24 protein-coding genes are annotated in these 24,407 nt (G+C 58.9%); 16 read left to right on the top strand and 8 right to left on the bottom strand.

Annotation, left to right across the window (positions count from 1 at the left end):
- Window positions 1–19 precede the first annotated feature (19 nt).
- From QP904_RS05230 to QP904_RS05240, 3 genes are all read left to right on the top strand, one after another.
- Window positions 20–1,468: a S1C family serine protease gene (locus tag QP904_RS05230; RefSeq protein WP_248099122.1), complete on the top strand. Its 1,449-nt coding sequence runs from the start codon at window positions 20–22 to the stop codon at window positions 1,466–1,468.
- Window positions 1,469–1,553: 85 nt separating this feature from the next.
- Complete coding sequence (locus QP904_RS05235) at window positions 1,554–2,162, top strand: MogA/MoaB family molybdenum cofactor biosynthesis protein (protein ID WP_023021974.1); 609 nt, start codon at window positions 1,554–1,556, stop codon at window positions 2,160–2,162.
- Between the two features lie 16 nt (window positions 2,163–2,178).
- Window positions 2,179–2,400, top strand: a complete 222-nt coding sequence (locus QP904_RS05240) for a hypothetical protein (RefSeq protein WP_023021973.1) — start codon at window positions 2,179–2,181, stop codon at window positions 2,398–2,400.
- A 125-nt stretch (window positions 2,401–2,525) separates the two neighbouring features.
- On the opposite strand, the gene mscL is transcribed toward QP904_RS05240, so the two are convergent.
- From mscL to QP904_RS05255, 3 genes are all read right to left on the bottom strand, one after another.
- A complete protein-coding gene (gene mscL, locus QP904_RS05245) occupies window positions 2,526–3,020 on the bottom strand; it encodes a large-conductance mechanosensitive channel protein MscL (RefSeq protein ID WP_023021972.1) in 495 nt (164 codons plus the stop codon).
- 111 nt (window positions 3,021–3,131) lie between these two features.
- Entirely contained in the window at window positions 3,132–3,812 is a 681-nt protein-coding gene (locus QP904_RS05250; RefSeq protein WP_023027832.1) for an SAF domain-containing protein, read from the bottom strand.
- 48 nt (window positions 3,813–3,860) lie between these two features.
- Window positions 3,861–4,436, bottom strand: a complete 576-nt coding sequence (locus QP904_RS05255) for a 5-formyltetrahydrofolate cyclo-ligase (protein WP_023021970.1) — start codon at window positions 4,434–4,436, stop codon at window positions 3,861–3,863.
- A 67-nt stretch (window positions 4,437–4,503) separates the two neighbouring features.
- Here QP904_RS05255 and QP904_RS05260 point away from each other — a divergent pair, with 67 nt between their 5' ends.
- The 4 genes from QP904_RS05260 to sepX all read left to right on the top strand — a co-directional run bounded on the left by QP904_RS05260 (window position 4,504) and on the right by sepX (window position 9,048).
- Window positions 4,504–5,430, top strand: coding sequence for a UTP--glucose-1-phosphate uridylyltransferase (locus QP904_RS05260; protein ID WP_034656428.1), 927 nt, complete (start codon window positions 4,504–4,506; stop codon window positions 5,428–5,430).
- Between the two features lie 56 nt (window positions 5,431–5,486).
- Window positions 5,487–6,797 (top strand): molybdotransferase-like divisome protein Glp, encoded by a 1,311-nt coding sequence (glp, locus tag QP904_RS05265; protein ID WP_023021968.1) that lies wholly within the window; start codon window positions 5,487–5,489, stop codon window positions 6,795–6,797.
- Entirely contained in the window at window positions 6,797–7,507 is a 711-nt protein-coding gene (locus tag QP904_RS05270) for a GNAT family N-acetyltransferase (RefSeq protein ID WP_023021967.1), read from the top strand. The genes glp and QP904_RS05270 overlap by 1 nt, the downstream gene beginning before the upstream one ends.
- A 143-nt stretch (window positions 7,508–7,650) precedes the next feature.
- Window positions 7,651–9,048 (top strand): divisome protein SepX/GlpR, encoded by a 1,398-nt coding sequence (sepX, locus tag QP904_RS05275; protein ID WP_284835670.1) that lies wholly within the window; start codon window positions 7,651–7,653, stop codon window positions 9,046–9,048.
- A gap of 14 nt (window positions 9,049–9,062) precedes the next feature.
- Here sepX and QP904_RS05280 read toward each other — a convergent pair whose 3' ends face one another.
- A complete protein-coding gene (locus QP904_RS05280; RefSeq protein ID WP_248099119.1) occupies window positions 9,063–9,779 on the bottom strand; it encodes a DNA-3-methyladenine glycosylase I in 717 nt (238 codons plus the stop codon).
- A 154-nt stretch (window positions 9,780–9,933) separates the two neighbouring features.
- Between QP904_RS05280 and QP904_RS05285 the strand changes: the two genes are divergently transcribed.
- Window positions 9,934–10,347 (top strand): DoxX family protein, encoded by a 414-nt coding sequence (locus QP904_RS05285; protein WP_284835671.1) that lies wholly within the window; start codon window positions 9,934–9,936, stop codon window positions 10,345–10,347.
- On the top strand, window positions 10,334–11,035 hold the full coding sequence (locus QP904_RS05290; protein ID WP_284835672.1) for a zf-HC2 domain-containing protein: 702 nt from the start codon (window positions 10,334–10,336) through the stop codon (window positions 11,033–11,035). Before QP904_RS05285 ends, QP904_RS05290 begins: the two co-directional genes overlap by 14 nt.
- A gap of 17 nt (window positions 11,036–11,052) precedes the next feature.
- Here the strand turns inward: QP904_RS05290 and pmt are convergent, their stop codons facing one another.
- Window positions 11,053–12,672: a protein O-mannosyltransferase gene (gene pmt, locus QP904_RS05295; protein ID WP_239205256.1), complete on the bottom strand. Its 1,620-nt coding sequence runs from the start codon at window positions 12,670–12,672 to the stop codon at window positions 11,053–11,055.
- Between the two features lie 24 nt (window positions 12,673–12,696).
- Here pmt and rsmI point away from each other — a divergent pair, with 24 nt between their 5' ends.
- The 3 genes from rsmI to metG all read left to right on the top strand — a co-directional run bounded on the left by rsmI (window position 12,697) and on the right by metG (window position 17,639).
- Window positions 12,697–13,551 carry a 16S rRNA (cytidine(1402)-2'-O)-methyltransferase gene (gene rsmI / locus QP904_RS05300; RefSeq protein WP_200287936.1) on the top strand — a complete coding sequence of 285 codons (855 nt, stop codon included), beginning with the start codon at window positions 12,697–12,699 and terminating at the stop codon, window positions 13,549–13,551.
- A 247-nt stretch (window positions 13,552–13,798) separates the two neighbouring features.
- Window positions 13,799–15,655: a BCCT family transporter gene (locus QP904_RS05305; RefSeq protein WP_284835673.1), complete on the top strand. Its 1,857-nt coding sequence runs from the start codon at window positions 13,799–13,801 to the stop codon at window positions 15,653–15,655.
- Window positions 15,656–15,806: 151 nt separating this feature from the next.
- A complete protein-coding gene (metG, locus tag QP904_RS05310) occupies window positions 15,807–17,639 on the top strand; it encodes a methionine--tRNA ligase (RefSeq protein WP_084279147.1) in 1,833 nt (610 codons plus the stop codon).
- Window positions 17,640–17,752: 113 nt separating this feature from the next.
- Here metG and QP904_RS05315 read toward each other — a convergent pair whose 3' ends face one another.
- Complete coding sequence (locus tag QP904_RS05315; RefSeq protein ID WP_023021958.1) at window positions 17,753–18,253, bottom strand: GNAT family N-acetyltransferase; 501 nt, start codon at window positions 18,251–18,253, stop codon at window positions 17,753–17,755.
- A 10-nt stretch (window positions 18,254–18,263) separates the two neighbouring features.
- Window positions 18,264–18,758 (bottom strand): GNAT family N-acetyltransferase, encoded by a 495-nt coding sequence (locus tag QP904_RS05320; RefSeq protein WP_239205262.1) that lies wholly within the window; start codon window positions 18,756–18,758, stop codon window positions 18,264–18,266.
- A gap of 25 nt (window positions 18,759–18,783) precedes the next feature.
- Here QP904_RS05320 and QP904_RS05325 point away from each other — a divergent pair, with 25 nt between their 5' ends.
- The 4 genes from QP904_RS05325 (at window position 18,784) to QP904_RS05340 (ending at window position 22,990) form a co-directional block, all read left to right on the top strand.
- Entirely contained in the window at window positions 18,784–19,611 is an 828-nt protein-coding gene (locus QP904_RS05325; protein ID WP_232212582.1) for a TatD family hydrolase, read from the top strand.
- A 285-nt stretch (window positions 19,612–19,896) separates the two neighbouring features.
- The gene (locus QP904_RS05330; RefSeq protein WP_284835674.1) at window positions 19,897–21,078 is read left to right on the top strand and encodes a resuscitation-promoting factor; all 1,182 of its coding nucleotides are present in this window, start codon (window positions 19,897–19,899) and stop codon (window positions 21,076–21,078) included.
- A 71-nt stretch (window positions 21,079–21,149) separates the two neighbouring features.
- Entirely contained in the window at window positions 21,150–22,010 is an 861-nt protein-coding gene (gene rsmA, locus QP904_RS05335; protein ID WP_034656465.1) for a 16S rRNA (adenine(1518)-N(6)/adenine(1519)-N(6))-dimethyltransferase RsmA, read from the top strand.
- On the top strand, window positions 22,010–22,990 hold the full coding sequence (locus QP904_RS05340) for a 4-(cytidine 5'-diphospho)-2-C-methyl-D-erythritol kinase (RefSeq protein ID WP_284798979.1): 981 nt from the start codon (window positions 22,010–22,012) through the stop codon (window positions 22,988–22,990). The genes rsmA and QP904_RS05340 overlap by 1 nt, the downstream gene beginning before the upstream one ends.
- Here the strand turns inward: QP904_RS05340 and QP904_RS05345 are convergent, their stop codons facing one another.
- Window positions 22,991–24,334 carry a hypothetical protein gene (locus QP904_RS05345; RefSeq protein ID WP_248099115.1) on the bottom strand — a complete coding sequence of 448 codons (1,344 nt, stop codon included), beginning with the start codon at window positions 24,332–24,334 and terminating at the stop codon, window positions 22,991–22,993.
- Window positions 24,335–24,407: the final 73 nt, after the last annotated feature.

The raw sequence follows: 24,407 nt of genomic DNA on the forward strand, positions 1-24,407 counted from the left end.
AGTGAGGCATAGTTTTCTCATGAACATGAGGAATGACGATTACCGCGGCTTTGATGGTTCCTTCCCGGAGGGAGCGTCCCAAGAAGGGCCGGGTAAGGCCGAGCCGGTACACGGTGGTCCGAACTTTGGAGACATCGGGCAGCCAAACCCAAACGCTGGCACCGCCGGCCCCTATAGCAGCGACGCCGACGCGCAGGAATATGGGACTGGCTCGTATTCACAAGGCTGGAATCAACCACGCGGCGGTGCAGAAGGAGCTGATCCCAGCGCGCTAGGTTCACAGGCGCCGTACCCGCAGGGCCCGCAGACCCAAAGCTTTAATACTCAGGGCCAGGAAGGTCCGATGGTCACCCCGCTGCCCCCGCAACCGGAACAAAAGAAAAAGATTGGCCTCGGCGCCGCAACTGCCTTGGCTGCCGTAGCCGCAATCGCCGCGGGTTCAATCGCTGGAGCCGTGGTCGGTATGAATTCTGGGGGAGGCAACAACGATACGTCAGTGGTCAATGAGGCGCTCAAGGCCCAGCCGGCCAATAACAGCACCGGCAAAGAACCAGAAAAGGGCTCCGTTGAAGAGGTAGCCTCCAAGGTTTTGCCGGCGGTGGTTTCTATCCAGACGATGACCCGGACGGGCGGGGCAGAAGGCTCCGGTTCCGTTATCTCCCCGGACGGCTACGTGCTGACCAATCACCACGTGGTTGCAGGCGCTGAGCACGGCGGCATGATGCAGGTGACCATGAACGACGGCAGCAAGCATGATGCTGACGTGGTGGCTTCCGATGCGAATACTGACGTGGCCATTGTGAAGATAAAGGATGTCAAAGACCTGCCGTTCTTGCAGTTCGGTGATTCTGATTCCGTCGCCGTGGGACAGGAGGTTGTGGCCGTGGGCTCTCCTCTGGGCCTTAATGCGACCGTGACTTCCGGTATCGTTTCTGCCAAAAACCGCCCAGTGCGCGCCTCCCAAGAAGGCGGCGAGTCTTCCTTGATTGACGCCATTCAGACTGATGCCGCGGTCAACCCGGGCAACTCCGGCGGTCCACTGGTGGACCGGGACGGAAATATCGTGGGCATGAACTCCATGATTGCTTCGCTGTCCAGTAATTCCACCGGGGAGGGCGGATCCATCGGACTGGGCTTCGCCATCCCGTCGAACTTTGCCAAGCGCATGGCGGACGAGCTCATTAATGATGGCAAGGTCACTCACCCGACCCTAGGCGTGAAGGTGCTGGCGCGTGACGACGGCAATGGTGCCCGTATCGCCGGGGTTGAGCCAGGTGGCCCAGCAGATAAGGCGGGCCTGAAGGAAGGTGACATCGTCACCCGCGTCAATGATCGCTTGATCGAGAATGCCGATGCCCTGATTGCGGCGGCGCGGTCGCAAGATTTTGGCGCGACAGTGACCTTGGAGGTTACACGCGAAGACTCGGATGAGTCTCGTCAGGTAGAGGTAACCCTCTCAGGCGAGTAAATTACTGTGCAAGACCTCATTAGGTGCTGAATGCACCGTACCTCACACCGCCGAAAGGCCCTACTGCCTTAATTTAAGGAGAATAATGCCAGATTTGCAGCAGGACTTGACCGACTCCGCGCAACCGGAAGGCGAAGGCAAGCACGATTCCTTGATGGATGTTGCCGAACCCGATGATGCCTTCCTGCTAGCGAGCGAGCAGGAGGATAGCCTAGCCGCGCCACGCCGTGCTCTCATCGTTATTGTCACTGATCACCCTGGGGAGCAATCCGATAGCACCTCTCAGTTGGTCAGTGAGTTGCTCGCGGAAGCTAACTTCCGTGTCGATGGCGCCATCGTGGTGCGTTCCAAGAAGTCCAAGATTCGCCAGGCCATTGAGACCGCCGTGGTCGGTGGCGTGGATTTGGTGCTGACCGTAGGCGGCACCGGTGTAGGCCCGCGCGACAAGACCCCGGAGGCTACCCGCTCCGTCATTGACAAGATGGTTCCGGGCGTGGCCCAGGCGCTGCGTTCTTCCGGTCAAGCCTGTGGCGCGGTGGATGCTTGCACGTCCCGCGGCTTGTCGGGCGTTTCTGGTTCGACTGTAGTGGTCAACCTTGCCTCGTCGCGCGCTGCGGTTCGCGATGGCATGGCTACCTTGGCACCGCTGGTGCACCACCTCATTGAGCAGCTGCAACAATCCAGCGTTCAGTAATCACAAGGCATAGTCTATGACGTTCCGGAAAAATCGTCGGAGAGTCTTCCGTCAATCGGAAGCTGCCGATTATGACCGTAGTGCTGATAAGCCCGGCACATCGGCTGCCCACGGGGTCGATGAGGATCGAATTGTTAACGTTGATGACGCGGAATCGGCCACCGCAGCAGAAGGGGAGTCTGGTCAGCGCGATGAGCAGTTCTACCGCGAGAACCAGCCCCCACACTATGGCGGCTAGTGCGAAGGAGAAGAGTGCAATCACGCACTCAGTAAAGGGATAGATAAAAGCCCGCGGTTCCTACTTCCTCGGAAGCGAAACCGCGGGCTTTGTGCTGCGAACAGCGACAGGCGTATAGCGAAAGGCTACTTGGCCTGGTGGCGGCCGCCGCCGGTGGAACCGTAGTCTGCGTCCTCTGCGGCGTGGGAGGAACGGCTAGTGCCGGTTCCCGGGATGTCCGTATCGGAGACATTCTGGGCTTCGAGCAGATCGCGGATTTCTGCCAGGAGCTCCTCGGAGGTTGGGGCGGGAGCCTCAGGGTCGACACCGTGGCGGCGCTTAGCGGCCTCGGTGAGCTTATTAATCGGCATCACGATGAGGAAGTAGACTACTGCGGCGATAATGAGGAAGTTGATCGCCGCGGAGATGACGGCGCCGAAGTCCACAAAGGTGTTTTTCGCCTCCGTGATCTGGAAGCCAACGGCCCCAACCTCGGCGGAGCCGAGGGAGTTAATGATCGGCTGGATAATAGAATCCGTAATGGATTTGACGATTGCGGTAAAGGCAGAACCGATGATGACTGCGGTGGCAAGTTCGATGACGTTGCCACGCATGATGAAGTCTTTGAAGCCCTTGAGCATGGTGATAAGCACCAACCTTTCTGGGAATAACTAACGGTAGGTAAAAACCATGGACACTGCGAAACCTTAATGGAGCCGGTAACCGACCACAACTGTTGTGGCTGAAAAGGTCTAGTGTTGCTGCGGGTGAGCGCGATCACCAACTATGACCACCGTGAGCGGCTGGCTTAACGACGCCGCGGCAACATCATTAGCGTGATCTTGGGGCAATGCGAGTAAAACGGTCGACGAGGAAGCCTCGCCTTCCGGGCTGGAGGTAGACACCACGCGTCCGCCTGAGGCGATAACGCGTGCGGTAGGGGTTGCGGCGGCCGCCCCCGCCTCAACTGCGGTCACCACGTCCACGGTGTCGCCGTGATGCAAATGGGGGATGATATCGGGCTCGGCAAGTTTGACCGGAATCATCCGCCCGGCCTCGGCCCCTGTGCCACCCACCAAGCTGGAGACAAGATCTTCTCCTAGAAGGCGAGCACCGGTAATCACTTCGCCCTTGTTGGCGGCGGCGGTAATAACGCGGCCACTTAGTTCTTCTGGCTTTTCCGTTAGCGTAGAATCGGGGATAGAGGAGGCAGGAAGCCGGGCTAGGTCGACGTCGGCAAGCGCAAGCTCTGCTCCCGCCGGCAGATCGCGGCTAAAAACGGGAACGCGCGGTAGCTCCTTGGCCGCCGAAAGGGCCGAGGCTAGCGCGGCAATAAGGAGGGCCACCGCAATGGCGCGGCGCACTAGTACGCCGCGGCGGTGGCCAGGGGTGCGGAGGGTATCAACGAGGCGGGGAAAATGAGAAGTGGGCATACTTTTTTAGACTGTCCAAAACCGCTCATGGTTCCCGTACCCCGGAAACTAGAAGCGAGTGATGCCGTGGGCGGTGACGACGGCATCGACCTTGCGGTCGTGGTCCTCGGTAGGTAGCTCATCTAGCAGCTCGGTGGGGTAGACCATGGCGAAGACCGGTGGCTTGCCGTGGGGAAGTGGCTCTAGTGCGCGGTCATAGTATCCGCCGCCTTTGCCCATGCGGTTGCCCTTGGCGTCTACGGCCATGGCTGGGGCGAGTACCAGATCGCACTCGGCCAGGACGCTGCTATCAAAGCTTGGGCCTTGGGGCTCATTCAAACCCATCGCGCTTTCGTGCATTGCTTCTTTGCCGCGGTATTCAGCAAAGGTCAACGTGCCATTCTCGCCGGAAATTGGCAAGAGGACGCGGGAGACATGCTCCTTGAGCCACGGCACAAAATCGGCGCCGCCCGGCTCCGAACCCAAAGGCCAGTAGGCAGCCACGGTCATGGACTCGGTGAGTTCGGACTCGAGATGCTTACGCACGCCAGCAGTAAAGGCGTCGTGGTCTTCGGCGGAAAGTTCGCGGCGGGCCTGGACCAAGCGGGCCCGCAGCTCGTTTTTAGCAGTCATGGAAGAGGTCATAAATTAATCATAACCCCGCGGCGTAGCGGTGCACGGGAAAATAATGTGGCGTTGTACGCTATTACGCATGGCTATAGAACGCGAAGATTCCGCCCGCGGAATCACCACGGTTGTAGTTCCAGCGGCAGGTATGGGCACCCGATTTTTGCCCGCCACCAAGACGGTTCCCAAAGAACTGCTTCCCGTTGTTGATACTCCCGGCATTGAACTCATCGCAGAGGAGGCGGCCTCTGTGGGCGCCCGCCGCCTTGCGGTGATTACCGCGCCCGATAAGCAAGAAGTCATGCGCCACTTCGAAGCTTTCCCAGAACTGGTAGACACCCTTGAATCCCGCGGCAAGGACGAGCAGGTTGCCAAGGTTAAGCGCGCTAATCAGCTCATTCACCCTGTTGCGGTGGAGCAGGAAAAGCCACTGGGCTTGGGCCACGCGGTGGGCCTGGCAGAAGAGGTACTCGGCGAAGATGAGGATTCTTTTGCCGTCATGCTTCCAGATGACATCGTGCTGCCTGCCACCGTCATGGCAGACATGGCTCGCGTGCGCGCGGCTTTGGGCGGTAGCGTGCTGTGCGCCTTCGAGGTCCCGCGCGAGCAGACCTATAACTACGGCGTCTTCGACGTAGAAGATACCAATGCCCCCGGCGTTAAGAAGGTCGTGGGCATGGTGGAAAAGCCGGCGGTGGAAGATGCCCCGTCTAATCTCGTGGCCACCGGTCGCTACCTATTGGATCGCAAGATTTTTGATGCCCTCCGCCGTATTAAGCCAGGCAAGGGCGGCGAGCTGCAGCTTACCGACGCCATCGAGCTCCTCATCGAGGAAGGCGAGCCCGTGCACGTGGTAGTCCACCAAGGAAAGCGTCATGATTTGGGAAATCCCGGTGGGTATATCCCCGCCAATGTGGATTTTGGTCTGCGCGATGAAAAGTATGGCCCCACGCTGTATAAAGCGATTAAGCAGATTGTGGCCGAGTATGAGGATGAGCACGGCCTAAACTAGGGAGATTTCCCAAGGGCAGAGGACATGAAAGCGAAGAAAGGGCTGGCATAGACCTTATGCGTTCAGTTGATGACCAGTTGGCGCTGGTAACGGATGCGGCGAACACGCCGGAGCCGGTGCGCATCGGTATTTCCAACGCGTTGGGGTTAATGTGCGCCGAGGAGGTGCAAGCAAACCAGCCCCTGCCGGGCTTTCCGCAGGCAGCCATCGACGGCTATGCGGTGCGCGCCGTTGATATTGGAGGCGAGCGCGGCCTAAGGCTCCGCCGTCCCAAGGAGCAGGAGGAGCAGGCTGCGGAGGGGGAAGAAGAGAAGGCACCCCAGCAACCGGAGGTCGAGCGTTCCTTGCCCGTGGTGGGCGAGGTTCCGGCCGGCTCCAAGCAGCCGTTACGCCTGCAGCCCAAGCAAGCCGTGCGTGTGTATACGGGTGCGCCTTTGCCCACGCTTGCCGACGCCGTCCTTCCCCTCGAGTGGACCGACCGCGGCCGCAAACGCGTCACCGCCCATCGCCCGGTGCGCTCCGGTGACTTTGTTCGCCGGGTAGGCGACGATATCCAACCTGGCGATGTGGCTGTATCTTCCGGCACCGTTTTGGGCCCCGCCCAGATCGGCCTGCTGGCCGCAGTTGGCCGCTCTAAGGTATTGGTCTATCCGCGCCCGCGCATCACCATCATCTCCTTTGGCCGCGAACTGGTTGATTTGGACCAAGAACCGGCACTGGGCCAAGTCTTTGACGTCAACTCTTATTCCCTCGCCGCCGCGGCTCGCGAGGCTGGGGCAGAGGTGCATCGCGTTGGCATCGCCGAGGGTGAACCGCGCCGCATCCGCGAAGCGCTGGAAAAGCACATCGCTCGCAGCGAGGTCCTGGTCATCTCCGGTGCGGTTGGTGGAGCCGGCGCCGAGGCCATCCGTGAGATCCTTGATGACCTTGGTGATATCGATACCTCTCGTGTTGCCATGCATCCCGGCTCCGTCCAGGGTTTTGGTCTGGTGGGCGAGGAACGCATTCCTACCTTCTTGCTGCCGTCTAATCCCGTATCCGCGCTCGTGGTCTTCGAGGTATATATCCGCCCGCTCATTCGTTTGGCACTGGGCAAACGCAATGCGCACCGCCGTGTGGTGCGTGCCCGCGCGCTGAACCACATCGATTCCCGCCCCGGCCGGCGCGGCTTCATCCGCGCTCGTTTGATGCGCGATGCGGAAACCGCGGATTATCTGGTGGAAGGGCTGGGCGGTGCCGCGGGTGCCCCAGCGCACCTATTGGCCGGTCTTTCGGAGGCCAATGCCATGATTCGCGTGCCGGAAGAGGTAACGGAAATCCGCCCGGGCGATGTGGTCGATGTGTTGTTTTTGACCCAGCGTAGCTAATGCTCGATCCCTTCGGCACTGCGGCGGATAGGTTCCGCCTTCCCGCTACCGGCCCCACGGATGACATGCATCCGGGATGGCCGGAATCTACTCCTTTTGTTAGGCTTCCCGCTTCCGCTGTCTTCCCTTCGGGGGCGCGGATGCGCCTGCGGCCGCTGCTGCGATCTGATGGGCATGAGTGGCGGCGCCAACGTATCGAAGATGAAAGCTTCCTCCGCTCAGTCGAGCCGACCCAAGCGGCACCTTGGGCGGCGGCGCATAGCCAGCAGGCGTGGTGGAATCATCTGATGTACCTGCGTACCGCCGCCCGTGAGGCACTGGTGGTCCCACTTGTCATTGAAGTGGAGGGCCAATTCGTAGGCCAAATCACCTTGGGGAATATTCAGCATGGCAGCATTCGCGATTGCTGGATTGGTTACTGGGTTTATTCCGCGATCCACGGCGCCGGGGTGGCTACGGCTGCCACCGCCTTAGGCGTGGACCACGCCTTTGGACGGGTGGGCCTACACCGGGTGACCGCTACCTATCTAGAGAGCAATCCTGCCTCTGGTCGCGTCTTAGCCGCCAATGGCTTTCGACACGAGGGATACTTGCGTCGCAATTTGCATATAGACGGTGCCTGGCAGGACCACCATTACGTGGCTTTAGTTAAAGAAGACTATGCCTCCACGGCTGTCGAGCGCCTGCGCCAGGCTGGCCGGTTGGCGTGAAATAGCTCCACAGTTGCTGGGATTTCGACCTCAATTTTCACAGAAGTCACAACATTGTAATTTGTGGGAATTTGGGGTGCTATGGTGCGGTTTCACCGTTTAGAGTGGAGTAATCATCTGTATTCAAGGGGAAGGTCCTTTTCGTGTCGACAGCTGTGCCGGTTATCGCGATCATCGTGGTGTGGCTCTTCGTCCTCGCACCATGGATTCTGGGTAGGAATAACCGCCCAATGAGCCATACTGGTGAGGCCTTTGAAGATACTCGCGTCCTTTTTGAAGGAGATTCTGGCAAGGTCGCTGGCCGCCGGCGTCCACGCCTGCGTGCCGATGATGTGCACCGCCGCGAGGACCAGGACGAGGCGGACTATGAAGTAGTAGAGGCCGCAGACACCGGCGTGGATGAGTCGGATGCCGAGGCTACTAAGCCCTCTTCGCGCTCCGTGACTATTGCCGGTGCTGCCCGCCGCGCGAAGTCCCAGCCTTTCGGTACCGGCAGCCGTGCGTTTTCTGCGGCGTCTTCCTCCGCAGCTGGTGAGGACACTCAGCCAGAAGCAGATACTATCGACGGCGAACTGGTCGAGGAAGCGACTGTAGAAGGCGACGATTCTGCAGTTCAGCCCCAAGCAGTCGCGGTCCCAGCCTCCCAGCAGGCTGATACGGCGGCAGTTGGTGACGACACCGAATTCGATGATGCCGATGACGTACTTCTTGAGGACGAGGAAGACGCCGCAGACCAGGCCGCAAAAGATGACTCTTCCGATATTGCTGCCGCCGAGTCAGAGGTCTTTAGCGCTCCCGCGGTCTCTACCGTGGCGAGTGATGCCTATGACTACGACGAGACTTATACCTCGCCGGTGGACCTTATGTACCCCGGTGCCGTAGATAAGGCCGAGGTCGCTGAGAAGGATTCTGCCGATTCGGAAGGCACGGCTAACGCTGAGCCGGTATCCGTGGACAAGGCAGAGGCCGAGGACTCTGGGGAACTCATGGAAACCGCTGTAGCAGAGGACGCCGGTATGGATACCAACCTGTCCGAGGATGAGGTGGAATTCGCGCAGCGTCGCATGGGCCGTGGCGGCTGGGACCCGGTAGCAGAAAAGGAAAAGTCTGTTACTCGTTACCAGCGCCGTCAGCGCACCCTGCTGGGCCTAGCCGTGGCCGTGGTACTCACGGTGGCACTGGGGATCGTGGCCGGCGGCTGGACCTGGTGGTTGGCTGCGGTGGCCGGTGTGCTCACAGTTGTCTATCTGATGGCTCTTCGCGCTCAGGTTCGTCAGGAGCGAGCCCTGATGCGCCGCCGTGTGCGCCACTTGCGCCGCGCCCGTTTGGGCGTGCGCAACGCCGAGGATGAAGCTTTGAAGATTCCGCGCAACTTGCGCCGCCCAGGCGCTGTGATCGTGGAGATCGATGACGAAAGCCCTGACTTTGTGCACCTTCCGCTGCGCTATAACGATGGGGAAGACGGCGATTTTGATGGCCCCCACGCCGGGCCCGACGGCTATAGCCGGCGCGATGACCTAGCAGCCCGTCGCGCTGGATAAGAACTGAAGCCGGCTTAGCAGGCCGCGTTCCGAAGTTCAGTGGAAGGCGCTGACCGCGGGTTCGTGAGCGCGTTGTATTCCTGCGCTAGGCCATAATGCGGCACACCGCTGTCGTGCCATACCCCGGAGGTTCCGCGGCGGTGAGAGCCGATGAGATGGGTATCAATCATGCCGATCGCCTCCATGAGTGCGAAACAGGTGACGGGGCCAACAAAGCGGAAGCCCTTCTTCTTGAGCTCGCGTGACATCAACTTGGATTCGTCGCTCTTTTTCGGAATATCTTCCATTGCGGTGGGGTAGAGGTTCTCCGGCGGTTGGAAGGACCAAATGAATTCCGCCAGCCCGCCTTCTTCGCGTAAGGCGATAGTGGCTTTGGCGTTAGTGATGGCGGCGCGGATTTTGGTCTCGTTGCGAATAATGGAGGCGTCGCCAAGCAATCGCTCAACATCCGTTTCGGTAAATTGAGCGACTTTTTCAGGATCGAAGCCGCAAAAGTCCGCACGGAAGGCCTCGCGCTTTTTCAAAACCACCGCCCAGGAAAGCCCGGACTGGAAAGACTCGAGGCTCAAACGCTCGTAAAGAGCTGCTTCATCAAAAATAGGCAGGCCCCATTCGGTGTCGTAATACTCCTTCAACATCGGCGAGGACATTGCCCAAGGCGGGCGGCCAAGTCCATCATCGTCATAGACTAAGGCGGTGCGCTTTTCGGACTGCGTAGCTGGTTTGCTCATGGTGTTCTCCTTTAATCTTTCTGCGTGGTTCCCATTGAAACAGTCCGCGTCACTATATGCCGTTCCTTCCCCGGCAAAGGGCGAAATCCCCAGCAGTATGGGCGAAGGCCATTGCCTTCGCATCGGGTGAGGGGTTCAGGGTAATCTGTTCAGCATGAATAGACCTGCCGTACGCGATGCTGCTTTGCTTATTTTTCGAGCGGTCCTCGGATTAATCTTTGTCGCACACGGCGTGGATAAGATGTTTATGACCGGCATGGACGAAACCGTGGGGCAATTTTCCGCCCTTGGGGTGCCGCAGCCACAGCTTTCCGGCTATATCGCCGCCATCGGGGAGATGGTTGGGGGCGCCTTCCTCGTCGTCGGTTTGCTCACCACTTTTGTGGCCGGCGCGCTTGCCCTGCTGATGGGGTGCGCACTGTACTTTGTGCATTTGGAACATGGTCTTTTTGCTGCCGAAGGCGGAATCGAATACCCACTGGTTTTGCTGATGTCCTTATTGATGATCGTGATTTTTGGCTCCGGTCGAGCCAGCATGGACGGGGTGCTCAGCAATGTTGACGCATAGCCAAGTCCAAGCGGCGATTTCTGCGCAGCTGGATGGTGAGCACTCAGATTTAGCAGAGGACGTAATCGATGCGCACTTGGAAAGCTGCGCCGAATGCCGCGCCTTTCGCGATAAGGCGGCCGCGCTTTCGCGATCATTGCGTTTTGTGGAGCCTGCGGAATCCGGTATGGCGCCACCAACGGATCTCTCCGATGTCATCTTGGCCGGCGTGGAGCCGGAATGGCGGCGCACCTCGAGCGCTCGCCAAGCCAACCTGACGGTTGCGCGTGCCGCCATGGTGCTGATGGGTGCCATCTTTGCGATCTGGGCAGTAGTGCTCATCGTCCATTCCTCTGGGCTCGTACCGTTGGGTGAGGAAGGAAAGGTACTAGATCCCACGGCGGATCCTGAACGGGCCAACCTGCTGATGGAAGGCGCAGCCGTGCGCTTCGGCATGGCCTGCGGCCTATTTTTCTGTGCCTGGCGCCCCGCGGCGGTGACTGGCCTGCTCCCAGTCTCGGCCACGATGTTTGCTTTCCTCTTCGGGTTCGGCATGCGCGATATTGCGCTGGGCACCGTAACCATGGAACAGGTATATTTTCTTATCGCTACCGCGCTGGCGACCTTCAGCTTGGCGTGGGCTTGGGCGGCAGAAAAGGGCTACTTAGTGCGCGCCTGGTGGAGGTCCCTCAACGCGCAACCTCAATAAGCCCCGCTTTCGTGCGGCTAGGTCCAGCTAGGCAGCCACATCATGGAGTGGTACCAAGAATCTGGAATCTTGTAGCCGTACAAAATGGGAGAGAAATAGAAGAACATCGCCACTACCAGGGCTAGGTAGAACACGGCGGCGATTGTTCCCCAGCGTACGGGGCCGCCTGCCAAACTCTTGAGCCATCCCCACTGCACTGGCCTGCCACGGCCGATGAGCTGGCCGAGCGCTAAGGCAATGAGCACGATGACAAAGGGGATAAACGCAGTGGCATAAAAGAAGTACATCTGGCGGTCAAAGGCTGCAAGCCAGGGCAAGAAACCTGCCCCAAAGCCCACCAAGGGGATGAGGAAGCTGCGATTGCGGCGAATGATAAGTGACCACAGGCCCCACAGGACGGCCGGGATGACCAGCCACCAGATAGCCGGTGTGCCAAAGAGGTAGAGCATCTTGCGGCACTCGTTGCTGCCATCACCGCATTGCAGGTCGGTGGAGGAGTAGTACAAGATGGGGCGGGCGGCTACCAGCCACGCCCAAGGCTTAGAGTCCCACGGGTGGTGGTGGCCACCGGAGGAAGTCAGGCTGGCGTGGAATTCTAGGACAGAGGAATGGTAGTAGAACCAGCCTGCCAGGGATTCGGGCAGGTGCATCAGCCACGATCCGTCCTCGATCGTTCCATCTACTTTGGCGTGGCGGTACACGGCGGTTTCGGAGGAAAACCAGGCTCGCCAGGTCCAGGCGTAGAGCAGCACCGGCACCAGTACGAGGGAGGCTAGGGCAGCAGGGGTATCGCGCACGAGAGTGCCCACTATGTAGCGGCGTACGCCATAGCGCTTGCGCAGGGCAAGATCGCTAAAGACGGACATGAGGCCAAAGAACATGATGAAGTACAGGCCGGACCACTTCACCCCCAGGGAAAGGCCAAGGCAGACGCCCGCGAGGAGTCGCCACCAGCGGAATCCAAAGCGTGGTCCGAAGGCGGAGGAGCCCAAACGATTTTTAAGGAAAGCGGTGTGGAGGCGCTGGCGCATCTGATTATGATCGCGAGCAAGTGCCCAGGCGGCCGAGACAACAAAGAAGACCTGGAAAATGTCCAACATGCCGAACTTGGAAGAGACCAAAAGCACACCATCAAAGACGGCGATGAGGCCAGCCAGGGTTGCTACCTGCCAGGATAAAGAGACGCGGCGGGCCAGGGACATCGTCAAGAGCACGGTGGCTGCGCCGAAGAGGGCAGTCATAAAACGCCAGCCCAGTGGGGAATAGCCAGCGACCCATTCGGACAGCGCCACAATCTGCTTGCCCAGCGGTGGGTGAACCACCAGGCCATAACCGGGGTTGGATTCTATACCTCCGATGAAGAGGTTATCCCAGCTTCGCACCATGTCCCAGGCTTGCGGAACGTAGTGCTTTTCATCAAAGACAGGAGTGCCCTTTGATACGGGCGCGGTCAATCCGGCAAAGCGGGTAATGAGCGCGAGTACGCCAACGACGCTAGTGCTTATCCAGTCAGCCTTGCCCCACTGATAGGTGCGGGGCGCTGGCGGGGCCACAGTGTCGTGCGTGGTGCGCGATGGGGCAGCGGTAGCAATAGTCACTTGGTTGAGTCTAGGCGACAAGGCACCGCGCCCGCGCATTAGAGAGTATGGAATGCTAGAGATATGTCTGTTTCAGGTCTGGATCCATTACCGCGCGGGGTCATCCTCGCCGCCACGCCGCTGGGAAACGTGGGAGATGCCTCCGCGCGTTTAATGCATGCCTTGCGGCATGCGGACGTCATTGCGGCCGAGGATACGCGGCGCGTGCGGAACTTGGCGCAAGCTTTGGGCATCGAGATTTCTGGGCGGGTGGTGTCCAATTTTGATCACAATGAAAAGGAGCGAGCCCAGCAGCTTATCGACGCCGCCGCAGCCGGCACCGTCCTCGTCGTTACGGATGCCGGCATGCCCATCATTTCTGATCCAGGACTGTCTATTGTGGCTGCAGCAGCTGACCGGGATATTCCCGTGACTTGTTTTCCTGGCCCTTCTGCCGTCCCAACGGCCTTGGCGCTGTCCGGCCTCGGCGTGGGTCACTTCCTCTTCGACGCCTTTCCTCCCCGCAAGCCCGGACCTCGCAAGGCCTGGTTAGAGTCACTGCGTAACGAAAAGCGCGCCATCGTCTTTTTTGAATCCCCACACCGGGTAGCCGAAACTCTAGCCGAGGCCGCGGATATCCTCGGCGCCCAGCGCCCGGCAGCGGTGTGCAGGGAGCTTACTAAAACCTATGAGGAAGTCCGGCGCGGCAGTTTGGAAGAGTTGGCCGAGTGGGCGGCTGAAGGGGCACGGGGAGAAATCACTGTGGTGATCGAGGGCGGAACCGCCGCGGCCGCTACCGCCGCAGATTTGGTTCCCCAGGCGATGGAATTGGCGGCGGCGGGGATGCGGCTAAAGGATGCTTGTAAGCAGGTAGCGAAAGACACCGAGGTTTCCAACCGCGAGCTTTATGACGCCGCTTTAGCAGCTCGCAAGGACTAGCCCCTATCGACGTGCTGATTAAGTCACAACTTTTGGTACCCGCAGATGGCTTCACTAAAGCAAACTTTGTAACTGAATTGTTATAGTGCTCGGGCGTGTGGGTGGCTTAAAGCGCTATTTACATGGGGAAATGAAGCGTAAAAACTGTTCAAATTAGCGTGGAAAATTCCTGGGAAATGGCGCTGAGCAGCGAAGTTTCTTACTGCTTCGTTTGATAATTGAGTAGTTCCGCACCACTGTATAGTTCATGACAAACTCGGAAAATATGGGCACAGGCGTGCCAGAAGAAGGAAAGGAACCGGTCGGCGCACATGCGCAGCCGGCTTCGGCTTCTTCGAGCGAGCAGCCTATTGAGAATTATCAGACTGTAGACGAACAGCTGGACGCACAATCTGCCACCGGCCAGCTGCAGGATATGATTCACTCCGACGGTTTCCACCCGGAGCGCTACGACGATCCTGAGGTAGAAATTGTGGCCGATCGTGACAATATGCCAATCGATTGGTCCATCGTCGGCATCGCCGGCGTGCTTGTTGCCGCGATCGTCGTCTGGGGTTTGGCTGCCCCGGATAACTTTGCCAACTTCTCCGCTTCGGCCCTGACCTGGGTAGTCGACAACTTTGGTTGGGCATACATTCTCTTCGGCACCGTCTTTGTGGTGTTCGTTGTCTTCATTGCCGCCTCCAAGTTCGGCTCCATCAAGCTGGGCCGCATTAATGAGGAGCCGGAATTTTCCACGCCCTCATGGATCGCCATGATGTTTGCCGCCGGTATGGGCATCGGCCTGATGTTCTATGGTGCCTCCGAGCCGCTAGCTAACTACCGTGACGGCACCCCAGGTGAGGGCACCGGCAACGTTGGATCTTCCATGGCCTATGCAATGTTCCACTGGACGCTGCACCCTTGGGCGGTCTATGCCATCGTTGGCTTGGCCATTGCATACTCCACCTTCCGCATCGGCCGTAAGCAGTTGTTGAGCCAGGCTTTCGTGCCGCTGATTGGCGAGCGTAATGCTAATGGTGCAGTGGGCAAGCTCATTGACATCCTGTCTATCTTCGCCACCGTCTTCGGCACCGCCTGCTCCCTGGGCCTGGGTGCCCTGCAGATTCAGGCCGGACTGAAGGCATCCGGAATCATCGATAATCCCACCAACTCCGTGGTTATCGGCATTGTGTTGGTTCTGACCCTCGCGTTCATCCTGTCTGCGATGTCCGGCGTGGGCAAGGGCATTCAGTATATCTCCAATGCGAATATGGTCCTCGCCGCAGTGTTGGCGATCTTCGTGTTCATCTTGGGCCCGACCGTTACCATCCTGAACCAGATTCCTGGCTCCATTGGTAACTACCTCAACTACTTCACCGAGATGATCGGCCGCACCGCCGAGTCCGAAAACGGCGCCGCCGCTGAGTGGCTTTCCGGTTACACGATCTTCTACTGGGCTTGGTGGGTTTCCTGGTCCCCGTTCGTGGGCATGTTCCTGGCTCGTATTTCCCGCGGCCGTTCCGTCCGCGAATTCTGCTTGGGCGTCCTGCTCATCCCAGCCGGCGTATCCACCCTGTGGTTCGCTATCTTCGGTGGCACCGCCATCCACATGGAGCAAAACGGCGAATCCATCACCGGCGAATCTGCCGAGGAAGAGCTGTTTAACCTCCTGCAGTCCATGCCTGGCGGTTTCGTTGCCGGCATCGTTGCAGCAATCCTGTTGGCTACCTTCTTCGTTACCTCGGCAGACTCCGCGTCCACGGTGATGGGCTCCATGTCCCAAAATGGTGCCGCTACTGCTAAGCCGTGGCTTTCCGCCGCGTGGGGTGGATTGACTGCCTTGGTAGGCCTGACCCTGCTCTTGGCCAATGAGGATGCACTGTCTAACCTGCAGAACGTCACCATCGTTGCTGCACTGCCATTCCTGTTCATCGTGGTTGGACTGATGTTCGCCATCTACAAGGCGTTGAGCGAGGATGTTATCTACCTCGAATACCGCGAGGCACAGCAGTTCCAGCGCAAGATGGCCCGCGAGCGCCGCCTGCACCGCGAGTACCAGCGCACGCAGGTTCTGAAGAAGCGCCGCAACGAACGCCTGAAGCACCCGATGAAGCGGAAGTAAATCGCTTTCTTCGCGGCTGCTCTAAAGCGCCCATTGTTTCCTTAGTGGTAGGGAAGCGGTGGGCGCTTTCTGCTGAAAATGCAGTTCACCTGCGGGAGAAATGTCTGCCCTAATCGTGTGTATAGGAGTCGGCTTCGATAAAGTAGAACCCATGACTGAGTCTGTAGTAGTTAATGTTGCTTGGCCCTACGCCAACGGCCCGCGCCACATCGGACACGTGGCCGGTTTTGGTGTTCCTTCCGACGTCTTTGCACGTTTCCAGCGAATGCGTGGCCGCAACGTACTCATGGTCTCGGGTACGGATGAGCACGGCACTCCGCTATTGGTACAGGCGGATAAAGAGGGCGTTTCCGTTCGTGAGCTCGCAGACCGCTATAACCGTCAGATCGTTACTGACTTGTCCAACCTTGGCCTGTCCTATGATCTCTTTACTCGCACCACCACCCGTAACCACTACTCCGTGGTGCAGGAGCTGTTCAAAGGCCTGTATGCCAACGGTTACATGCTCAAAGAGACCACCAAGGGCGCTATTTCGCCGTCTACCGGACGTACCCTGCCGGACCGCTATATCGAGGGCACCTGCCCAATTTGCGGTGCGGATGGCGCCCGCGGTGACCAATGCGATGAGTGCGGCAATCAGCTCGACCCCGTGGACCTTATCAACCCCGTATCTAAGATCAACGGTGAGACCCCGAAATTCATCGAAACCGAACACTTCCTACTGGATCTGCCAGCCATCAAGGATGAGCTGCAAAAGTGGCTTTCTACCCGCGAAGATTGGCGCCCGAACGTACTGAAGTTTTCCCTGAACCTGCTTGAAGATATGCGCCCGCGCACCATGACGCGCGATATTGACTGGGGAATTCCTATCCCCGTCGAGGGCTGGCAGGACAATAACGCCAAGAAACTCTACGTGTGGTTCGATGCGGTCATCGGCTATCTGTCTTCCTCCATCGAATGGGCGTACCGCACCGGTCAGCCCGAGGCCTGGAAGGACTTTTGGCAGAACCCAGACGCCCGCCACTATTACTTCCAAGGCAAGGACAATATCACCTTCCACTCCCAGATCTGGCCGGCCGAGCTATTGGGCTATGCCGGTAAGGGCAACAAGGGCGGGGAACTCCACAAGTACGGCGAGCTCAACTTGCCTACGGAAATCGTCTCCTCCGAGTACTTGACCATGTCTGGATCCAAGTTCTCCTCGTCCAAGGGTGTTGTCATCTATGTCAAGGACTTCTTGGCGGAGTTCGGCCCTGACGCCCTGCGCTACTTCATTGCCGTGGCTGGCCCTGAAAACAATGACACGGACTTTACCTGGGATGAGTTCGTTCGCCGTATCAATAATGAGCTGGCAAATGGCTGGGGTAACTTGGTCAACCGCACCGTATCTATGGCCTTTAAGAATTTCGGAGAGGTTCCCGCACCAGCAGCATTAGAAGAAAAGGACAAAGAAATCCTGCAGCTGGCGGAGGAGACCTTCGACACTGCCGGTGGTTTGCTGGAGCAGTCCAAATTTAAGCAGGCGATTACCGCTATCATGCACGTCGTCGGCGAGGCCAATGCCTATATTGCAGACCAGGAGCCATGGAAACTAGCCAAGGATGAGTCTCAGCGCGAGCGTCTAGCCACCGTGCTGTGGACCGCCCTCCAAGTCGTTTCTGACTGCAATGTCATGCTCACGCCCTACCTGCCGTTTACCGCGCAGAAGGTGCACGAAACCTTGGGCCGCAGCGGCGTGTGGGCCGCCCAGCCGGAGGTACACGACGTCAAGGACGATATTCCGGTAGAACTCGTGGGCGCTGGTTTACCGCCAGAGGGCCACGAATATCCGATTATCATGGGTGACTACACCCAGCAGCAGGCGAAGTGGGAGCGCATCCAAGTAGAGCCGGGCACCGCTTTGACAAAGCCTAAGCCGCTCGTCTCCAAGCTGGACCCAGAGCTGGGTGAAACCGGTCCAGAGTGGGCGCCTGTCTCCAAGTAACACCATATAAATAGCCGCGTTATCGCCCGATTTTTAGGAAGTTAAGGGCATAACGCGGCTATTTGTGTGCTCCAGTGCTGAGGGGCGCGGAGCGGCGGGGAAAAACCTGGCGGTTAGCGCTGGAAATCGCGCTGGAGGTGTACCAGGCCGAGGCGGACGCCGTCTTTGGTATGGATATTCGGCATACGGCCGGTCTCGGTAAAGCCGAACTTTTTATGCAAGGCGATAGAGCCTTCGTTGGTATCGACGATATAGGTGATCATCGTCTGTACGTAGCTGTCATCAGCGGCGTAGTCCATGAGGGCGTCGAGAAGCTCGGAGCCTACGCCCTTGCCCTGGGCGGAGGGAGCAATGTAGACGGAATCTTCGACGGTGCCGTAATAGATGGCAGGGGTCACGAACTGGAAATAGGCGGCCCAACCAATGATTTCATCATCGTGTACGGCTACGAAGACCGGGGAGCCGGCCTCAAACATCTCCTTGAGCCACTTTTCACGGTCAGCCACATCTTCTTGCCAGGTGACCAAGTTGGCGGCGGGTTTCGCTGCGGAGCCGGCGTTGTAGATGGCGGTGAGCGCGGGGGCGTCGGCAAGCTCGGCAGGGCGGATATGCATAGAAATTCCTTTACACCAGAAGTTGTAGGTGGGTGAGGCTCAGCCAACGATCGAACTTGTAGCAAACCTCTTTAAGAATACCCACGTTTTCAAACCCAAACTTTTCATGCAACTTAAGTGATGCCGCATTGGTGGAGACGATGAGGGCGAGCAGCGAATGAACCTTTTTATCGGCGCGCGCCGCCTTTACCAAGGCGCCAAGTAAAGCAGTGCCTACGCCTTGGCCCTGAGCGGTGGGGGAAAGATAGATGGTGGTTTCATAACAGCCTGTCCATACCTGCGGATCGCGGTAGGGGTGGTAGAGCGCCCACCCCAGGTAGTCGCCAGAATCGGACTCCGCGACGAGGCATGGGCAGTCCTTTTCCCACAGCTCGCGTAGGTAGTCTTCGCGCTCTGCGATGCTGGCCGGGGTAGCGCGGAAGATGACGTCGGTGTGTGCGATGGCCCAGTTGAGGGTTTCGGTCATGGCGGGCACATCCGCAAGGCCGGCGGGTCTGATCAACATGGCAGCCAATATTACAATTGCGTGCATGGCTAAAAAGAAGCGACGACCCACTCCCGTTCCGGCACCGGGCCTCAGTGGCCTTATTGATGCGCACACGCATCTTTTCTCGCACAAGGACACCGATGAAGTGCTGGTGAATCGCGCACGCACCGCCGGTATCAGCCGCATGGTGACGGTTGGTGATGACCGCCGCGAATCGGCAGCGGCTCTGGCGACTGCACATGCCTTCCCGGATGTTTATGCTGCCTGTGCCATCCACCCAGTGCGCGCTAATGAGTTGGATGCGCCGACCAAGGCAGCGCTGGAAGAGATGGTGGCGGATCCGCGCTGCGTCGCGGTGGGGGAGACAGGACTGGATGCGTACTGGGTGCAGCATGAGCCAGAGACCACCGCGACCATGGCCCAGCAAGAGGAATCCCTGCGGTGGCATATTGACCTTGCAGTGCGCCATGGCAAGACGCTGATGATCCACAACCGCGAAGCGGATGCGGACTTGCTGCGCATCCTTGCCGACGCCCCCGCTCCCCACACCGTCATGCTGCACTGCTTCTCCTCGCCGCTGAAGGTAGCAGAGGAGGCCTTGGAGCGCGGCTACGTGTTGTCCTTTGCCGGCAACGTAACCTTTAAGCGCAACGCCGAGCTGCGGCGGGCGGCTGCCAAGGCGCCGGCCGGCCAGCTGCTGGTGGAAACTGATGCACCGTATATGACGCCAGAACCCTTCCGCGGCCAACGCAATGAACCGGCTCTTATCGGGCACACATATGAATGCATCGCCCGTGTACGCCACCAGACGGTGCAGGCGCTAGCGGCGGAGGTTAACGAAACCTTTGACCGCGTCTACGGCCTGGGCTAACTCCTGGGTGATGGTTTTCACAATTTCAAAACCCGCTGGCCAGGGGTGGCGTGGGTGTTTGGTGTGGCGGTTGTGTGCTCAGTGAGGCATGTGGCGGATTGGTTCTCGACTTTATGTTGCTGTTATCGTATTGTTATTAATCGTTCGTTTAGGTTTTAGGGATCCGCAGCGCCGCCCACGGTGCGGCAGCAGCAGATCTGAGCAATGCAATTGCCTGCGCGGAAATTCTTGCTGGCCTAAACTCTAATAATTGTTGAAACCTGCACTATCGGAGATTCATTCGGCATGTCACCTCATCAAATCAAGCGCATCAATAACTCCCGCTCGCTGCCACTGCGCCTGGCAACGGGTGGCATCTTGGGCACCTTGGCCGTGGGCGGCGTCGTTGCCGTTGCGGCACAAAAGGATGTCACCGTGGACGTTAACGGCGACAAGGTGGAACTGGCTACCTTTGCCAAAGACGTTGACGGCGCGCTGGAGGCAGCTGGCGTTCAGGTGAGCGAGGAAGACATCGTCTACCCGGCACCGTCCGAGTCTGTGGGCGATGGCGATGAGATCTCCGTTCGCACCGCCAAGCCGGTGGCCGTGACTATCGACGGCGTGCAGCAGCAGTTGTCCACCACCGACCTCACCGTTTCTGACCTATTGGGTAACTTGAGCGGCGTGGCCAAGGGCGCTTCCGTCAAGTCCGGTGACGCTGACGTGGACCAGGATGCCCAGCTGGAAGAGGGCATGGACCTAGAGGTCGTTTCCCCGAAGATCGTCAAGATTAATGATGGTGGCAAGGTAACTTATACCAAGATTGCTGCTAAGACCGTCGAGGACGTTCTTAAGGCGCGCAATATCGACGTTGATGACGATGATCGTGTCTTCCCGTCCAAGGACACCAAGGTTACCGATGGCATGTCCATCAAGGTGGATCAGGTTTCCACTACGACCTATGACTCTGAGGAAGAGTTCGAAGCCGAGCCTAACTTTGTTGATGACCCGGAGCTGGAAGAGGGCACCGAAGAGGTCCGCGAGGAAGGCGTTAAGGGCAAGCGCGTTATCACTCGCAAGCTGGTGATGAAGGACGGCGCCAAGGAATCTAATGACGTCATCAAAGAAAAGGTGACCGTAGAGCCTAAGGCTGCCACCATCGCCCGCGGCACCAAGAAGGCCGAAGAAGAAAAGCCAGAGGAGGGCGGTAACTCTGGTGCTGCTGCTCCGGCTGTCGCCGATGGCTCCGTCTGGGATTCCATCGCACAGTGCGAGGCTACCGGTAACTGGGCTATCAATACCGGCAATGGCTTCTCCGGTGGCCTGCAGTTCACTCCATCCACTTGGGCCGCATTCGGTGGCACCGAGTACGCACCGGAGGCATGGCAGGCTTCCCGCGAGCAACAGATTGCCGTGGCACAGAAGGTGCAGGCGGCGCAGGGCTGGGGCGCTTGGCCGGCATGTACTTCCAAGCTGGGCCTGCGCTAGACTGAAGCGCTTTATCGCCGCACACCTAAGTGGTGTGCGGCTTTTTCATCTCTTCTACTAAGTTAGAAGGCATGACTGATTCCACCGGCGCCGCGCTTTTGGGCCCCGTAGAGATCCGCGCCCTCGCGGAGAAGCTCAACATTGTGCCCACGAAGAAGCTAGGGCAGAACTTTCTGCATGATCCGAATACCATTCGGCGCATCGTCGCTGCGGCCGAGTTGGATCCCGCAGACCGCGTCCTCGAGGTGGGGCCGGGCTTGGGCTCGCTAACCCTCGGCCTGGTAGAGGCTGTGGAAGAAGTTACCGCGGTAGAAATCGACTCACGCCTGGCTGCACAGCTGCCCGATACCGTGGCTGAGCGCGCCCCGGAATATGCCCAGCGCCTTCAGGTGGTGGAAAAGGATGCACTGCGGGTAACAGAAGCTGACGTCACTGAGCCGACCGCTCTGGTAGCCAACTTGCCGTATAACGTCGCCGTCCCGGTGCTGCTGCACCTATTGGAGACTTTCCCGTCCATTCGTCGCGTGCTGGTTATGGTCCAGCTAGAGGTGGCGGACCGCCTAGCTGCGCAGCCGGGCAGCAAGGTGTACGGCGTGCCTTCGGTCAAAGCGGGATTTTATGGCAAGGTCTCCAAGGCGGGCACTATTGGTAAGAACGTCTTTTGGCCTGCGCCCAATATTGAGTCTGGGTTGGTGCGTATTGACGTCTTCGACTCTGCTCCGTGGCCCGTCACTGACGAGTCGCGTGCTAAGGTCTGGCCGGTTATCGACGCCGCCTTTGCCCAACGCCGCAAGACCCTGCGTGCGGCATTGTCGGGTCACTTTGGTTCGGGAGCAGCCGCCGAGGAAGCATTGCGAGCTGCGGACATCGATCCGAAGCAACGCGGCGAAAAGCTCGCCGTGGAGGACTTCGTACGATTGGCAGGAATCTAATGACCGCCCCCATCGATAACGAACCATTCGTCTACACGGCGCGGGCTCACTCCAAGGTCAATATTCACCTGGGAGTGGAGGAACCGCGAGAGGATGGGTTTCATGAGCTTGCCAGTGTTTTTCAGTCCTTAGAGCTACATGACACAGTAACGCTGACTGACTTGGGGAACCCCGAGGTAGATAAGCCACGCATTCAGGGCCTGAAGGTTACAGGCCCTCACGCGCAGGGCGTGCCAGAAGACTATACGAACCTAGCGTGGACCGCGGTAAACCGTATCATGCAGTACCTGTACAGCACCCATGGGCCGAAGGCGCTGCCGGAGGTAGCGCTGGAAATCCACAAAGCCATTCCTACCGCCGGTGGCATGGCAGGTGGTTCGGCGGATGCGGCGGCCGCGCTGCGATTGGCCGAGCGCTGCTATGGCGGCTATTACGGCATCGATTCGGTGGGGGAGCCAATCCTAGACGCGCTGGGCGCGGCATTGGGCTCGGATGTTCCCTTCACCTTGCTGGGAGGCACCGCGCTCGGCACGGGGCGCGGCGAGCAGCTGACCCCGATGATGACGCGCGGTACCTACGATTGGGCGCTCATCGCCTCGGACCGTGGGCTTTCTACCCCGCAGGTCTTTCATAAGCTCGATGAGATGCGGGAAAAGGGCCGCGGCGGTGAGCCACACATGGACACCGCAGCGGTATCGCAGGCGCTCATCTCGGGCGATCCGCACCGAGTGGCGCAGCACTTGCATAACGATTTGCAGCCGGCAGCGCTGTCGTTGCGCCCAGACCTGCGCAAGACCTTGGAGGCCGGTGTGGCCGCCGGAGCCCTAGCAGGGATTGTCTCCGGCAGTGGTCCGACCTGTGCCTTCCTTTGCGCTGGGGCAGAAGAAGCTCAGGAAGTAGTGTCCCAAGTGACGGTGGAGATTCCCGGAACCAAGGGAGTGGCTACCCAGGGGCCAGCTAGCGGCGCCGTGGTGCTGTAGCTAGAGCACCGTCATTTCGGTGGGCTCGATGTCGAGGTCGAAGCGGTTGACTTCCTTTTCCTGCAGGAGGTCAATGACTACGAGCTGCTTCTTCTGGGCGTCAGTGATAAAGGCATAGCCATCGGCAGCCTGAAGGATAGGTCCTGGTTGCTGCCATTCCTTGTTTTCCTTCCACCGGGAGATGGCATCAATCTGCTTGGTGATTTCACCGGAATCTGGGTCGATGACGTTGAGTTTGCCGTCGGTGGTCAGCACAAGTGCCTCGCCCAGCGGGCCGCGGGCTAGGGAGCGGAACCAATAAGAAGCATCGAGGTCTACCTTCTTGGCCGAAAAATCCTTGGTATCTACCAAGGTTACGGAGGTAGGGCGTTCGAGCTCTGCGTCTTTGTCGGTCTTATTATCGGCCAGGATGACATCGGATTCCTCCGAACCGGCGGCATTGCCAGAGCGCTGGTAGCCGCCTGCACCGGCATAAGCAGAGGCGTCTACCTTGTGGAACTCCTTGCCATCAAAGACCACCGGGCCGTCTTCGCAGCCAAAGAAAATATTGCCGTTTCCAGCGGCAGCCTCGCCGTGGACACCAGGGCATTTGGTGGTCTCAGTAAGAACTTTGCCCTCCTTATCCAGATGCTGGATGGTGTGGCGCTCGTCCTCGGTGCCCTTAGTGATGACCACCGAGCCATCCTTCAGCGGTACGGCCACGCCGTGGTGTGCGGCCCCGGTGTCAACGGTATTGACTGGCTGGGCGTCCTTTTTGCCAATGTCTTCGGTCTTATAAATCTTTGCCACGCCATCACCATCGGAAAATAGTGCGGTAAAGCCATCGTGGTGGACCACGTGGCCGGCATGCGGTGCCTTAATGGGGGCGTCGCCAAGCGCGGGCTCAGCGGTGTAGTAGTGGTTGTGATCGCCATGGCCCTTGGTGATGCGCCCAGTGTCGTAGGTGAGGAAGCTATCGCCCTTAGTGACCATGACGTGGCGATTATCGCCGGCATCGCTGAGACGAAGGAAGGCATTCATCTTGTCCTCGCCGATTACTTTGCCCGTTTTGGCGTCATAGGCGGTTAGACCATCCGCATGGGAGATAACGATGCGGGTGGGCAGCTGGGCTACCTCGGTTTCTCCCTCTTCGGCTTCAAAGCCTTCGTGTGAGTGTCCGGCGTGGTCATGGCCGTGCTCGTGGTCATGGTCATGGTCGTGTTCATGGGCATGCTCGGCTTCGCTATGTGCGTGGTCGTGGGAGTGCAGTGAGTCCTTTTCTTCCTCGGTGGGGGCAGAGCAGGAAGCGATGGCTATCGCCGCAGTGGAAAGCACGGCGCAGAGAGAAAGTGTGTAGCGTTTCATACATTGGCAGAGTATTGGACTTGAAAATCAATAGCAATAGGTTGCAGAAATGCGGGGGTACAGGCAGGGAGGT

The organism is Corynebacterium nasorum (assembly GCF_030229765.1).
Lineage (GTDB): Bacteria > Actinomycetota > Actinomycetes > Mycobacteriales > Mycobacteriaceae > Corynebacterium > Corynebacterium kefirresidentii.